The following is a 14,594-nucleotide window of genomic DNA, read 5'->3' on the forward strand; positions in this document are numbered from 1 at the left end:
CGCAGTCGTCGACGAGAGGCAGACCAGCATGAGCACCGTCGGGTTGATCATGGGCAGCGACTCGGACTGGCCGACCATGAAGGCCGCCGCCGAGACCCTGGCCGAGTTCGGGGTCGGCTACGAGGTCGGCGTGGTCTCCGCCCACCGCACCCCCGGCAAGATGATCGAGTACGGCCGCACCGCCGCCGACCGGGGGCTCAAGGTGATCATCGCGGGGGCCGGTGGGGCCGCCCACCTGCCCGGCATGGTCGCCTCGGTCACCCCGCTGCCGGTGATCGGCGTGCCGGTGCCGCTGAGGTACCTCGACGGGATGGACTCGCTGCTGTCCATCGTCCAGATGCCGGCCGGCGTGCCGGTGGCCGCCGTGTCGATCGGCAACGCCCGCAACGCCGGGCTGCTCGCCGTCCGCATCCTGGCCGCCACCGACGAGGAACTGCGGGCGCGCATGGTCGCCTACCAGGAGAGCCTGGAGGAGTTGGTCGCCGAAAAGGAGGCCGCCCTGCACGCCTCCCTCGGCTGACCCCACCGGCCACGGGCCGCCCCCACCAGCCCGGGCCGCCCCCACCAGCCCGGGCCGCCCCCACCAGCCCGGGCCGCCCCCACCAGCCCGGGCCGCCCCCACCAGCCACGGGCTGACCCCTGCCGGCCGCCGGCGCTCACGTTCGTGGCCGGCCCACTCGGCGCGACACGGCAGCCACACCCCAGGGCCCCTCCGTTTTACCGCATGCCGCGCAGCGCCGTCTGGAGGCGTTCCTGGGCGCGGCGTCGGCGCTCGTTGCTCGCGCCGAGGACCAGCAGGACCAGCCCGGCCGGGATCAGCACCAGCCACGGGCCGAGGCTGAACAGCGCGTGTATCGCCGCGATGGCGGTGACGGCCGCCCCGACGATCACCGGGGCCTGCTGCTGGCTGGTGGTGCCGAAGATCAGCACCGCCACCGCGCCGAGCAGCAGCAGCACCTGGCGCAGCATGCTGGAGTCGGTGGCCAGCACGATCGCCAAAGTCGGCACGAACGCGGCGACCAGCGCCGGCCCGTACGCCACCCAGCTGGACAGGTCCGGCCGGTGCCGCAGCTCCAACACCCCCACCAGCAGGGCCAGCGCCGCGAACGGCAGCGTGTACGCCTCCGGCAGCGCCACGTCGGCGACCCGCATCAGGATCCACCAGGCGACGATCTCGCAGAACACCACCGCCCAGAACAGGATCTGCCGCTCCACCGGCCGACGGCCCGGCCGGGCGGCGGCCACCCCGAGCACGGCGCCCCAGGCGGCAAGCAGCGCGGCGATGTGCCGGGGCGAGTCGAAGGCCAGCGCCAGGGCGATCAGCGCGGCGGCGTACCCGCTCCACTCCACCGTGGCCGCCTCGCGCTGTGCCTCGGGGCGGCGCAGCCGGGGCAGGGTCGCGGCGAACACCTGTAGGGCCGCCCCGACCGCCAGCACCCCGAACGCGGACCAGACCGCAGCCAGCCCGGCCACCAGGCCGGCGACGAGGACGAACAACTGCGCCATCAGCGAGGCGAACAACCAGCCCAGGATGCGGGCCCGCTGGGTGGTGCCGTACAGGGCGGCGACGGCGCCGACGCCCATCGCCCCGCCCAGGGTGAACAGGGTCAGCTCCCGGGTGGCCAGGCTGCCGAGCAGCCCCGCCCCGCCGCCGGCCAGCCCGATGACGAAGACCAGCACCCGGGCGGTGCGCAGCGACCGGGCCCGCTCCGCCAGCGGCGGAGGCGGGGTGAGCGCCAGCCCCAGCATCGAGATGGTGAACACCGACAGCGCCGCAAGCGTGCTCACCGGCCAGCCGTGCCCCAGGGCGATCGGGGTGATCAGCAGGGTCATCGCCGCGCCGGGCAGCACCACCGGCACGGCCCGGGACCGTCGCCCACCGCTGAACCCGACGGCGGCCAGCGCCGCGGTCACGGTGAGCAGCAGCGCGGTCAGGACGTGCGCCGGGTCGACCGCGTTGGCGGGCGGGATGATCAGCTCCGGCGGCGGCCCCTGCCACACCCGGCCCAGCGACCGGTACGGCTCGACCAGCGCCACCACCAGCGTGGGGGCGAGTGAGGCCACTGCCAGCGCGGTCGGCAGCGCGGCGGCGGCCAGCGCCCCGGCAGCCGGGCTGACCCGCCAGCGCGCCACCGCCGGATCGTCGTCGGGCGCCCGGCGCAGGGCGCCGTCGAGCAGCACCGACCAGCGCCGGACCGGCTGGGCCGAGCCGGCCGGCGGGACGGTGGCGGCGCGGACCAGCTCGGCGAGCACCCCGAGCAGCGCGCCCGCCGCCGCGTACACGCCGGCGGGCAGGCCGGTCACGATCGCGGCGACCGCGCTGACCGTCGCGCCGCCCACCACGGCCGCACTGGCGTATGGGAGATACTGCGGCACCTGCCGGCGGACCGCGGCGATCGCGGCCAGACCCAGGCTGGACGCGGCCAGCGCGGCGGTCAGCACCACCTCGGGCGACCGGCCGAACTCAGCGGCCAGGGCGGCCACCGCGCCGGGCAACGCGAGCAGCGCGGCCCCGGCGGCGGCCCCACCGACCTGCACCAGGTGCGGCGGCATCCCCTCGGTGTCGACGTCCTCGACCAGCGGGGCGGCGAACACCCGAGCCAGGGTGGCCACGACGATGCCGATCAGCGCGATGCCGCCCAGCGCCAGCGCGGTCGTCCACGGCCGGACCAGACCGGCGCCGGCCGCGTGCAGGGCGACGGCCCCGGCCACGGTGGCCCGGGACAGCCCGGCGCGCGGGTCGATCGAGGCCGCCGCGGCCGTGCCGAAGGCCGTTGCGACGGCCAGGCCGACCAGCACCGGCGACCACCAGGGCAGGTCGAAGGCGGCCGACGCCCCGATGGTGGCCAGGACGGCGGCGACGCCCGAGACGTCGTACTTCCAGGGGGCCGGCAGCAGCACCCCGGCCGCGACGCCGAGCAGCGCCAGCGCGACGGGCGCCTGCCAGGTGGACCCGCCGACCGGCGCGGCCGGCCAGCCGGACAGGTCGCCGGCCCAGATCGGGCCCGGGGTGGCCAGCACTCCCCACCCGCCGCGCAGCGCGCTCCAGCCGGCGAGCAGCCCGATCAGGGTGCCGCCGACGGCGAGCCCGAGGATCGGCCCGCGCCGCCACTGCTCGGGCATCGCCCGGGCCGCGACGGCGACCACCGCCACCAGCGCGGCGGCGACCACGAGCTGCCCGCCGGGGGTGAGCACCGCCCCGATCCGTACCAGGGTGGCGATCAGCGCCGCGGTGACCGCGGCGGCGGCCAGGTCGGAGCCGTCCATGGCCAGGTCGGAGCGGCGGCCCGCGTCGATCGACGGGGCCAGAAAGACCAGCACCCCGGCCACGAACAGCAGCCCGCCCACCCAGGCGTCCGCGACGGTGGCCCCGGGCGCGCCGAACGCGGCGGCGGTCACCGCCAGCGCCCCGAGGCCGGTGCCCATGGCCAGCGGCACCGGGATGTGCCGCTCGGACACCTGCACCATGGCGGCGTACCCGAGGGTGACGCAGACCGCCAGGAAGCTCGCCGCCAGCACCGGCACGGTGGCCTCGCGCAGGCTCGCCGGGGTCGGCGTCGGGTCGGTCGGCATGGTCGCGGCGACGAACGCGGCGACCGCCCCCGGCAGGGCGAACGCCGCGCCGCCGGCGGCCCAGGCGGAGACGACGCCTGCCGTGGCGGGGGTGATCCGAATCCGGGGCGCCACCGCGACCAGCGCGCCGGCCAGGAAGAGGGCGAGCAGCACGGCGGCGGTCAGCGCCGGCCGGGCCAGCCCGGCGCCCGCGCCGAGCAGGCCCACCACGGCCGCCGCGACCGCGTGCACCGTGGCGGCCCGCGTCGTGCTGGCGGTGAGCCCGGCCGCGCCGATGCCGATCGCGACCAGCACCATCGGCCATGGCGCGGCCACCCAGCCCAGACCGAACGACGCCGGCACGGCGAGCGCCGTCAGTGCCGCCCCGACCACCGCGAACTCGCGGCGGATCTCCGGCGGCAGGGCCAGCACCGCGGCGACGGTGAGCAGGAAGGCGCTGGCGGCGAGCTGCCAGGCCGCCGGCCCGACCGAGGCGGCCAGCTCGGCCGGGTAGCGGGCGAGGTCCGCCGCCCAGGCCGGGAGGGCGGCCCGCGCCGGGGCCAGCCCGGCGCGCAGCGCGCCGCCGGCCACCACCAGGCCGCTGACCGTGAGCGCCGCGGCCGAGGCGAGCTGCGGCCCACGCCGGGCGGCTTCGGGTACGGCCCGCACGGCCAGCCCGGTGAGGGTGATGACGGCGGCGATCAGCAGCAGGGCCCGGCCGGGGAAGGCCACCGAGGCGACCCGGCCCAGCGCGCCGATGACCGCGAGGGTGAGGATGCCGGCGGCCACGTCGGGCAGCGGCGGGCGGCGCAGCACCAGCGCCCCGCCCAGCCCCACCAGCGCGGCCAGCAGCAGCACCGCGCCCGCCCCGGCCGCCGCCGGCACCGTTGCGGCGCGCAGCAGCGCGGTCACCGCGTACGCGAGGGCCACCGCCACCGCCACGGCGTGCAACAGCCAGGTCAGCGCGCCCAGCGCCGGGACCGGGCGGGCCGGCGTGGCGGCGACGGGCGCGCCACCGGTGCCGTCGAGCACCTCGCCGGACTCCTCCGGGGCGCCCTCCGGACGGCCGTCCTCGGTGGGGCGGCGGGGCGGTGGGGCGGCGGAGGCGGCCGGGGGCGTCGGCAGGTCCTCGCGCACCGGCCGCTCGACGGTGACCGGGGAGCGGGCCAGAACCAGGTCCACGACGGCGACCACGGTCAGCGCCAGCGCCCAGCCGGCCGGCCCGGTGACCCACTCGTAGGCCAGCAGCGGCAGCACCGGCTGCGCGGCCAGCACGGCGGCGAAGCGGGGGGCACGTAGTCCCGTCCAGAGCGCGTAGCCGAACCCGACGGCGGCGGTGACGGCGAAGATCACCCCGGCGAAGACCGCCCCGGACGCGCCCCCGCCGCCGATCCGGTCCACCGCCCACAGCGCGTACCCGGCCAGCGGCACCAGCAGCAGACCGACGGCGGCGATCGTCTCGGCGGTCGAGGTGAGCCCGCGTCGGGCCAGCACCGGCGGGGCGAGCAGCAGCAGCACCGTCGCGACGAGCAGGATGCCCAGCCGGGACAGGGCGTCCATCGAGCTGGTGGCCACCGCGGCGAAGACCACCGCGGCCACGGCGAGTAGCAGCGCGCCCAGCCCGAGGGGGATGTTCTGCACCTCCCGCGAGGACGCCTCCGGCGGATGCTCGGGGTTGTCGGCGTCCAGCCAGCGGGCCGCCGACGGCGGGGGCGGGTCCTCCGGCCGGGGCGGTGCGGCGCCCTGCCGGGGCACCCGGGGCGGCGCGCCGGCGGTGGCGGTGGGCGGGCGACGACCCGGCCGGCGGCGCAGCACCCGCCGGGGGCGGGCGGTCTGCTTGGTCCGCTCCTCACCGGCGTGCGCGAGGATGTCCCGCTGGAAGAGCGCGGCCTGCATCTTCGCGGCGATCTGCCGCTGCTCGGCGGCGATGGCGGCCTCGCGGGCCTTCATCTCCGCGATCGAGCGCTCGACGTCCGCCAGGTGCCCGGCCCACTGGGGCTGGTGCGCGCCGCAGTGCGGGCACTTGGCGGCCGGCTTGATCTCCCGGCCGCACGAGGAGCACTGAAAGGTCTGCACGACACCCCTCCACCCGCTGGCCCGCACTGTGGACTCCCACTGTCGCAGCATGCCCTGAGCCGGCGCGGATTTCGACACCTGTCGGCGGGTCGACGGTGACGAACAGCGGACGGCCGGCCACGGCGGGGCGCCGCGGCCGGCCGTCGCCGGTGTCGAGGTGGATCAGGGGCGGCCCATGCCCCGGTACTCCCAGCCGGCCTGCGTCCACAGTGTCGAGTCGAGGCAGTTGCGGCCGTCGACCACCCGACGGCCGGCGACCAGCTCGCCGAGGGCCACCGGGTCGGCGTTGCGGAAGTCGGCCCACTCGGTGAGCACGCAGACCAGGTCCGCCCCGGTCACCGCGTCGGCCATGCTGGTCTCGTACGTCAGCTCGGGGGCCACCCGGCGGGCGTTCTCGGTGCCCTGCGGGTCGTAGACGTGCACGTCCGCCCCGGCCTTGCCGAGCAGCCCGGCGACGGCGAGCGCCGGGGCGTCGCGTACGTCGTCGGTGTTGGGCTTGAAGGTCGCGCCGAGCACGGCGACCCGGGTGCCGGACAGGTCCGGGCCGGCCGGCCCGGAGCGGCGGCCGAGCAGCTCGGCGGCGAGCCCGACGACCCGGGTGCGGCGACGCAGGTTGATCAGGTCGACCTCGTGCAGGAAGCGCAGTGCCTCGCCGGCGCCCAGCTCCTGGGCGCGGGCCTGGAAGGCGCGGATGTCCTTGGGCAGGCAGGCCCCGCCGAAGCCGAGGCCGGCCTGGAGGAACCGGTTGCCGATCCGGGGGTCGTACCCGATGGCGCGGGCGAGTTGGGTGACGTCGCCGCCGGAGGCCTCGCAGACCTCGGCCATCGCGTTGATGAACGAGATCTTGGTGGCCAGGAAGGCGTTCGCGGCGACCTTGACCAACTCGGCGGTGGCGAAGTCGGTGGCCACCAGCGGGACCTCCCGGTCCTCCGTGGCGGCCAGGTCGAAGACGCCCTTGTGGGCGGCGTAGAGCATGCCGTTGGCCCACTCGCTCTTGACGCCCACCACGATCCGGTTGGGGCGTAGTACGTCGTCGACGGCGAAGCCCTCCTGGAGGAACTCCGGGCTCCACGCCACCTCGACCCCGAGGTCGGCCGGGGTGTGCTTGCCGACGAGCTGCTCCACCCACTCGGCGGTGCCCACCGGGACGGTGGACTTGCCGACGATCAGCGCCTTGCGGGTGAGGTGCTGGGCCAGGCTGGTCACCGACGCCTCGACGTACGACAGGTCCGCGCCCATCCCGTCGGCCCGCTGCGGGGTGCCGACGCAGATGAAGTGCACGTCGCCGAACTCGGCGGTCTCGGCGATGTCGGTGCTGAACCGCAGCCGGCCGGCGGCCAGGTTGCGCCGCAGCAGTTCGTCGAGGCCGGGCTCGTGGATCGGCACCTCGCCGGCGTTCAGCTTGGCGATCTTCTCCGCGTCGACGTCGAAGCCGAGCACCTCGTAGCCGAGCTCGGCGTAGCAGATGGCGTACGTCGCACCGAGGTACCCGGTGCCGAGGAAGGTGACCCGGGGACGGGCCGCGCCCGACGGCGGCGTCACCGCGGCGATGGCCGGCATCGGTTGGTTCGGGTACGGGATCGTCACGCCTGTCTTCTCCGCTCGCGCTGGCGGCGCTTTCTCGCGTCGCGTTCGGCTGCGGCGCCTGGCCGGGCACCGAAGGGATTTGTGTTGTTTTGTGCGCGTCGTGCCGTATCGACGCCTCCGTCAGGCCCGAGCCTACGCGGCGGTAAGGATCACCCGAGCGCTGGTGGCTATCCTTCAGTCTGCGCGGTCGGCGGTTCCGAAACGCTACAGACTGCGCATGATAGCGGTGAAGGGGAGGGGCCGACATGGCCGCAGAGCAGTCGTTCGACGTCTACCGGTTGCCCGAGGAGCACGGGGCGATCCGCGAGGCGGTGCGTGAGGTCTGTGCCGCGAAGGTGGCGCCGCACGCCGCCGAGGCGGACGAGACGGGCGAGTTCCCGAAGGCGTCCTACGACGCGCTCCGCTCGGCCGATTTCCACGCCCCGCACATTCCCGTCGAGTACGGCGGGGCCGGCGCGGACGCCCTGGCCACGGCCATCGTGATCGAGGAGGTGGCCCGGGCCTGTGCCTCGTCCTCGCTGATCCCGGCGGTGAACAAGCTGGGCACCCTGCCGCTGATCCTGGCCGGCTCCGAGGAGCTCAAGCGCAGGTACCTCACCCCGGTCGCCGCCGGCGACGCGATGTTCTCGTACTGCCTCTCCGAGCCGGAGGCCGGCAGCGACGCGGCCTCGATGACCACCCGGGCGGTCCGCGACGGCGACCACTGGGTGCTCAACGGCGTGAAGCGGTGGATCACCAACGCGGGCGTCTCGGAGTACTACACGGTTTTCGCCGTGACGGATCCCACAGCCCGGTCGAGGGGCATCTCGGCGTTCGTCGTCGAGAAGTCCGACCCGGGGGTCAGCTTCGGTGCCCCGGAGAAGAAGCTCGGCATCAAGGGCTCGCCGACCCGCGAGGTCTACCTCGACAACGTCCGCATCCCGGCCGACCGGATGATCGGCGCCGAGGGCACCGGCTTCGGCACCGCGATGAGGACCCTGGACCACACCCGGGTCACCATCGCCGCGCAGGCCGTCGGCATCGCCCAGGGAGCGCTCGACTACGCCAAGGGGTACGTGCTCGAGCGCAAGCAGTTCGGCAAGCCGGTCGCCGAGTTCCAGGGCATCCAGTTCATGCTCGCCGACATGGGCATGAAGCTGGAGGCGGCCCGGCAGCTCACGTACACGGCCGCCGGTAAGTCCGAGCGGGGCGACGCCGACCTGACCTACTTCGGCGCGGCGGCCAAGTGCTTCGCCTCGGACGCGGCCATGGAGATCACCACCGACGCGGTGCAGTTGCTCGGCGGCTACGGCTACACCCGGGACTACCCGGTCGAGCGGATGATGCGGGATGCCAAGATCACCCAGATCTACGAGGGCACGAACCAGGTGCAACGGATCGTGATGGCCCGTCAGCTACTCAAGGGCCTCGCGTAGCGGCCGGGCCGCCGGTGTCGGCGCGGTAGCGCGGTCGGCTACCGCTCGGCTCATCGGGAGAGGTTGCGGGCGACCCTCTCGTACAGCGCGATACCGGCGGAGACGGAGACGTTGAGCGACTCGGCGGCGGGATTGATGGGAATCGAGACCGAGCCGGCCGAGATTCCCTCGAAGTCGCTCGACGTGCCGGTCTTCTCGCTGCCGAACAGGAGTGCCAACCGCTCGTCGACGTTGCGGAGATCGCTGACGGCGAACTTCCCGTCAGCGTCGAAGGCCATCAGTCGCATTTCCGTGCGCCGGAAGTAGTCGACTGCCTCCGCCCGCGACGTGAGAATGACGGGCAGCGAGAAGACGTATCCCCGGCTCGCCCTGACCAGACGGCGATCCGCGATGCTGACAAGATCACTGTCCACGAGCACGATGCCCGCGGAGCCAAGCGCGAACGACGTCCGCACGATGGCCCCGATGTTGCCGACGATCTTCACGCCATCGAGGACGATGACATCGCCGGTCGAGCTGGCCAGATCCTTCAAGCCCCACGGCCTCGGCACCCGGGCGATGCCGAACGTCTTGGGAATCTTGTCGGTCTTGAAAATCTGCTTCACGATCGACGATTCGATCAGCCGGATCGGAATGTTTCGCTGCCGACAAGCGGTGAGAAGCGCATCCGGCACGGGATTGGTGTCGATCCCGTAGACCTCGACAAACTCCACGTCCGCGCGAATGCACTGCACGAGGGGCTCCGCATCCTCAATCAGCGCCGTCCGAACAATGGACCTCGAGTGCTTCGTGACGTCGATGATTCGCTGAACGGCGGGATCGGACCTCGTGGTGATTATGTCGAGCACGCGCAGACTTTAGCACGGGGGAACAACGGCTCAGCGCTGTCGAAGGGGCGGGGGCCCCGGGTCGGCGCCCGGCGCCCGACGGCCGACGGGCGTGCCGCGACGGGTGCCCGCGCAGATACCCTCCGCTGTCGCCCGAGCACGCTCGACCGCGGTTGCGCCGACTAGGAGGAGCACGAGAGAGTCAGTTACCGGACACCTCGATGCGGCGGCCCCCGTCCTGTGGACGGGGACAGGGCTTCGCGATGGCCGGCCAGGGGGCGGGGGCGGTTGGTCGACCTGGTTGGCTGGTGAGTCATGGGCGGCTCGGTGCCGGTCCTCGCCGGACGGGTGCGGCCAGGGAAGAGTCCCGGTCCGGGGTCTGGGCGCTTCTTCCGGGTCGGCCACCAACGGGCCGCCGACATGCGCCCGGACCGCGCGGACATTGCGGACGGTGACGGCTGCCGTCAATCTACGAGGCAATGTGGAGCGTCAAGATCCGTTATGCTCTGGGTTGGTCGGGCTACGGGCTGCCAGTCTCAGTGCTGTGCAGAACGTGCTGATCGGCCGTGCAATTAATGGAGGGGACGAACGTTGCGTATCGCCATCCTTGGCCCGCTCGCCGCCACTCATCACAACCGACCCATCGCTCCGACAGCGGCCAAACCCCGCACAGTGCTCGCCGTATTGGCCGCCCACACCAATGATGTGGTCCCCATAAATGTGCTCATCTCCGAGTTATGGCAGGAGTCACCGCCCCGCAACGCCCGCACCACGACCCAGACCTACATCCTCAGCCTTCGCAAGCTGATCGACGCCGCCGCGCGGCAGACGGGTGTGGCGGACGACGCCAAGAAGGTCCTCGTGACCACGTCCGCCGGCTACCAGCTGCGGGTGCCGGCTGACTCCGTCGACGCCAGCCACTTCGAGCGACTCGCCAACGTGGGACACCGTGCCCGGGAGCGGCAAGACTACGCCGCGGCGGCCCGCGCGTTCGCCGAGGCGCTGAGCTGGTGGCGGGGCCCGGCCCTGGTGGACGTCCAGGCGGGCCGACGACTGCGGATATACGCCCAGCGCCTCGGCGAGGTCCGGCTCAACGCCCTCGACTGTCGGATCGAGGCCGACCTGCGCCTCGGTCGCCACCACGAACTGCTCGGTGAGCTCTCCGCGGTGACCGCGCAGCACCCCACCCACGAGGGCCTGGTGGCTCATCTCATGCTTGCGCTCTATCGGTCGGGACGACGGTGCGAGGCACTGGAGGCGTACCAACGGCTCCGGACGGGACTCACCGAGAAGCGCGGTCTCGAGCCGGCACCGGCCCTACGTCGCCTGCACCGCTCCATGCTCAGCTCCGACGAGGCGACGACGGATCTGACCGAGACGTGGCAGGCGACGCACGCGGTGGCGCGGCGGGCAGTGCCGCAGCCGAGGATCCCCGCTGACGTGGCGGCGATGCCGTGGTCGGCGTCGCTACCGTCCTAGCCGCCCGCTACCGTCCTAGCCGCCCGCTGCCCACTCAGCGGGCGGCCGGGCCGGCGACGTCCACCCGGTAGGGCAGGGCGTGCACCGTCCGGGCGAAGCCGTCGTCGGTCACCCGGAAGCCGGAGACGTCCGGGTGCACGTCCCAGCGGCCGACCAGCCCGGCCAGGCCAGCCACGACCTGTATGCGTGCGCTGGCGGCGCCGAGGCAGTAGTGCGCGCCCTTGCCGAAGGTGATGTTGACGCTACGGCTGCGACCGGGGCAGAAGCTGGTCGGCTCCGGCACCCGGTCGGGGTCGAGATTGACCGCGGCTATGTCGACGACGACCGCGTCGCGTGGTCGCAGCCGTACGCCCAGGCAGTCGCAGTCCGTCGTCACCCAGCCATAGACGCCGAGGAACGGCGGCGACAACCGCATGGCCTCCTCGGCGACATCCGTCAGCTCGACCCCGCCTGCCCTGGCCGAGGCCAGCAGCGCCCGGTCGCCGTAGAGCGCGTGACAGGCCACGCCGATCCCGGTGGAGACCTGGGGGACTCCGGCCGCCAGCAGTTGGGCGACCGTCGCCACGTCCGCCCACGGGTCCGGGCCCTCCGCCTCGGCGTACGCCCGCAGGCAGGCCGCCAGCGGGGTGGCCGCCGGCCCGGCGGTCAACTCCTCCACGGCTTGCCGCAGGTAGCGCATCGCGGCGGCGAACGCCGCTGTGGACCGCTCCGGCAGGTCGAGCACGCCGCGGAAGCGGGCGCGGATGACGTACATGACGATCTTGTAGATCTTGGCCAGCGCAGGCCATCGGGATGGCGGGAAGCCCATCAGCCGGAACGTGCCGTCCAGGCAGAACGGCTCGATGAACTCCGCGACCAGGTCCCCCGCCGGCTGCAGGGCCGCCGCTCGGGCGGTGGCCAGGTCGGCGAACGCGTCGACGAACTCGCCTACCGAGGACGGTGCGTACGCTCGACGCAGCGCCCGACTGAACGTCGGGTGGTTGGCGCCGCGGTGGTACCACAGCTCGAAGAACTGGGCCACGGACGGGACGTCGGCCACCCCGGGCAGCGGGATCCCGGCCCGATCGGGTTCCAGCGTCGTGCCGATGTGCGGGTCGCGCAGGACGGTGTCGGCGAGGTCATGGCTGCGCACCACCCACTGGCGGGTGTCGGGGCGCCAGTGCAGACCCGGCGGGAGCGGCTCGCCGGTCGGCCCCCGTCCGGCGGCCACCAGCGGTTCGCCGGGAAGGGCGGTGACCGCGCCCGGCTCAGTCGACATCCTCGTCCCCGATCCGGTACGGGATACTGCGTACCTCTTTGAGGTTGTTGTGGGTGTCGATCCGTGTGCCGGCGACGTCGATCCGAAGCTCGGGTCGGCCGTGGACCAGCTGGCGTACCCCCGCCGCGATCTGGATCCGCGCGCTGTGCGCACCCAGGCAGTAGTGCGTGCCTTTGCCGAAGGTGAGCACCTCGCTCGGGCGGACGGGGCAGCCATGGGCCGGGTCGGCGGCGGCGGTCCGCTGCAGGTTCACCGCGGCCACGTCGATCGCCACGATCGTGCCGGCGGGCAGCGGCAGCCCCAGGCAGTCGCACGGTTCGTTGACGAAGCGGAAGATGTTGCCGAACGGCGGGTTCTGGCGCAGCACCTCCTCGGCCAGGTCGGTCACGTCGACGGTCTCGCGCAGGATCGCGTCGCGCAGGTGCGGCGCGGACCAGATGTCCCGGCAGGCGATGCTCGACCCGACGATCATCGGTTCGATGCCGGCCATGAGCAGTTGCCCGACCAGGGCGGCGATCGGCCAGGTGCTGGGGTCGATCCGCGTCAGTTGACGGGCGGCCAGCAGGAACGGCTCCTCGCCCGGACCGGCGAGCAGCTGGTCGGTCAGTTGCTTCAGGTAGCGCATCGACGTCGCGAAGGCGGCAGCCTCCCGCGGGCCGTACTCGGTGACCCCCAGCAGCTGCTGCTTGAACAGGTGGATCACCAACCGGGCGACCTTGGTCAGCCGGGGCCACTCCGCCTCGGGCACTCCGATGACGAGGAAGGTGCTGTTCATGAAGTACGGCGAGAGGTAGTCGCGGGCCAGGTCGCCCCGGGGCGGCATCGCCGTCACACACCGCTCGGCCTGATCGAGGAAGGCCGCTTCGAAGCCGCCGACCGTCCGGGCCGTGAACGCCCGGCGCAGCTCGGTGTTGAAGACCTGGTAGTGCTCGCCGACGGTGTACCAGAGCTCGAAGAACTGGGTGATCGTGGGCGCCTGACCGGGTGGCGGCAGGGCACCCGCCCGGTCCGACTTGCCGTGGTCGACCCCGGTGATGATGTGCGGGTCGCGCAGGACGATCTCCGCCAGGCGCGGGTCGCGGACCTTCAACCGGCTGCGGTCGGCGTCCCACCGCAGCCCGGCGGGAAGGTTCGCGGTGGCGAGCGGCGATGTGGTCATCGCGCCCTACCGGCGGTCGTGACCGGCAGCTCGCGTGGGTAGTACGTGAACAGGTTGCTCGCCAGGACCACATCGGACAGCTCGCCGTCGGGGCGCAGGTCGGGGAAGCGGGCCAGGATACGGGAGATCGCCTCCTGCATCTCGGCCCGCGCCAGCGCCGCGCCCAGGCAGTAGTGTGGCCCGTAGCTGAACGCGATCTGGCTGGTGGCCGACGGGCGGGTCAGGTCAAGTACGTCGGCGTCCACCCCGAAGACGGACGTGTCCCGGTTGCCCGAGCCGAGCGAGATGAACACCGTCGCGCCGGCGGGAATCATGACGCCGCCCAGCTCAATGTCGGCGGTGGCGGACTTCGCGACGGCGAAACCGGTGCCCATCTGCCCCCAGCGCATCAGCTCCTCCACCGCGTTGCCGATCAGCTCGGGGCGTTCACGCAGCACGGTCAGTTGCGACGGGTTGAGGAACAGCGCGAAGAATGCGTTGCCCAGCTGGACGGCGGTGCTCTCGTAGCCGGCCATGAGCAGGAGGATCACGGTCGAGACGAGTTCCTCGTTGGAGAGCTGCGACTCGTCTTCGTCCTTCAACGCGATCAGCTTGCTGAGCAGGTCGTCGCCGAGGGCACGCCGCTTGCGGGCGATCAGCATGGCGGCGTACCGGCCGATGCCGCCGAGCGCCTCGCCGAACTCGGCGAACGACGACTGCATGTCCCGGCGGGTGAGCTTGGCGGCCAGCTCGGTGAATTCGGGGCGGTTCTCGATCTCGATACCGAGCAGGTCGCAGATCACTCGGATCGGCAGCTGGTAGGCGAAGTCGGTCATCAGGTCGAAGCGATCGCCCCTCGCCGTGATCTCGTCGAGGATGTCTTCGGTGTGTGCGGCGATCCGTGGCCGCATCACGTCTGCCTGGCGCTGGGTGAACGCCTTGGCGACGATGCGGCGCCAGCGGGTGTGGCCGGGCGGTTCGGAGATGGAACCACCGAAGTTGAAGACGGGGCTCGACCGGTCCGCCTGGTATCCGGTGGAGACCCGTGCGGCGCCGGCCCGGTTGATGGTGCGGCTGAAGCTCTGTTCCGTCATGGCGGCGCGGACGTCCTCGTAGCGGGTGACCACCCAGGCCGGGTCGCCGCTGGCCAGCTTGACCGTGGAGACGGGGGCGTGCTCGCGCAGCCAGGCCCACTCCGGCGGCTCCTCGAACGGCCGGTTGCGGGTGAAAGGATAGGTTCGAGCGGTTACATCCATCTGTGT

At 73.2% G+C, this 14,594-nt stretch carries 9 protein-coding genes; 3 read left to right on the top strand and 6 right to left on the bottom strand.

What is annotated here, in order from left to right:
* The first annotated feature begins 28 nt into the window (after positions 1-28).
* On the top strand, positions 29-520 hold the full coding sequence (gene purE, locus ACH4T9_RS02585; protein ID WP_396669440.1) for a 5-(carboxyamino)imidazole ribonucleotide mutase: 492 nt from the start codon (positions 29-31) through the stop codon (positions 518-520).
* A gap of 197 nt (positions 521-717) precedes the next feature.
* Here the strand turns inward: purE and ACH4T9_RS02590 are convergent, their stop codons facing one another.
* The gene (locus ACH4T9_RS02590) at positions 718-5,628 is read right to left on the bottom strand and encodes an SCO7613 C-terminal domain-containing membrane protein (protein ID WP_396669441.1); all 4,911 of its coding nucleotides are present in this window, start codon (positions 5,626-5,628) and stop codon (positions 718-720) included.
* A 162-nt stretch (positions 5,629-5,790) separates the two neighbouring features.
* Positions 5,791-7,215: a UDP-glucose dehydrogenase family protein gene (locus tag ACH4T9_RS02595; protein WP_396669442.1), complete on the bottom strand. Its 1,425-nt coding sequence runs from the start codon at positions 7,213-7,215 to the stop codon at positions 5,791-5,793.
* Between the two features lie 245 nt (positions 7,216-7,460).
* On the opposite strand from ACH4T9_RS02595, the gene ACH4T9_RS02600 reads away from it, so the two are divergent.
* Positions 7,461-8,630, top strand: a complete 1,170-nt coding sequence (locus ACH4T9_RS02600; RefSeq protein ID WP_396669443.1) for an acyl-CoA dehydrogenase family protein — start codon at positions 7,461-7,463, stop codon at positions 8,628-8,630.
* 50 nt (positions 8,631-8,680) lie between these two features.
* Here ACH4T9_RS02600 and nshR read toward each other — a convergent pair whose 3' ends face one another.
* Positions 8,681-9,478 (bottom strand): NshR/TsnR family 23S rRNA methyltransferase, encoded by a 798-nt coding sequence (nshR, locus tag ACH4T9_RS02605; protein WP_396669444.1) that lies wholly within the window; start codon positions 9,476-9,478, stop codon positions 8,681-8,683.
* 651 nt (positions 9,479-10,129) lie between these two features.
* Between nshR and ACH4T9_RS02610 the strand changes: the two genes are divergently transcribed.
* Positions 10,130-10,936, top strand: coding sequence for a BTAD domain-containing putative transcriptional regulator (locus ACH4T9_RS02610; protein WP_396669445.1), 807 nt, complete (start codon positions 10,130-10,132; stop codon positions 10,934-10,936).
* 34 nt (positions 10,937-10,970) lie between these two features.
* Here the strand turns inward: ACH4T9_RS02610 and ACH4T9_RS02615 are convergent, their stop codons facing one another.
* Genes ACH4T9_RS02615 through ACH4T9_RS02625 form a run of 3 tightly spaced genes read right to left on the bottom strand, consistent with a single transcriptional unit; the run spans position 10,971 to position 14,588 of the window.
* Positions 10,971-12,194 carry a cytochrome P450 gene (locus ACH4T9_RS02615; RefSeq protein ID WP_396669446.1) on the bottom strand — a complete coding sequence of 408 codons (1,224 nt, stop codon included), beginning with the start codon at positions 12,192-12,194 and terminating at the stop codon, positions 10,971-10,973.
* Entirely contained in the window at positions 12,184-13,353 is a 1,170-nt protein-coding gene (locus ACH4T9_RS02620; RefSeq protein WP_396669447.1) for a cytochrome P450, read from the bottom strand. The genes ACH4T9_RS02615 and ACH4T9_RS02620 overlap by 11 nt, the downstream gene beginning before the upstream one ends.
* Positions 13,350-14,588 (bottom strand): cytochrome P450, encoded by a 1,239-nt coding sequence (locus tag ACH4T9_RS02625; RefSeq protein WP_396669448.1) that lies wholly within the window; start codon positions 14,586-14,588, stop codon positions 13,350-13,352. Before ACH4T9_RS02625 ends, ACH4T9_RS02620 begins: the two co-directional genes overlap by 4 nt.
* Between the last annotated feature and the right edge of the window lie 6 nt (positions 14,589-14,594).

The organism is Micromonospora sp. NPDC020750, assembly GCF_044334565.1.
In the GTDB taxonomy this organism is placed as follows: domain Bacteria; phylum Actinomycetota; class Actinomycetes; order Mycobacteriales; family Micromonosporaceae; genus Micromonospora.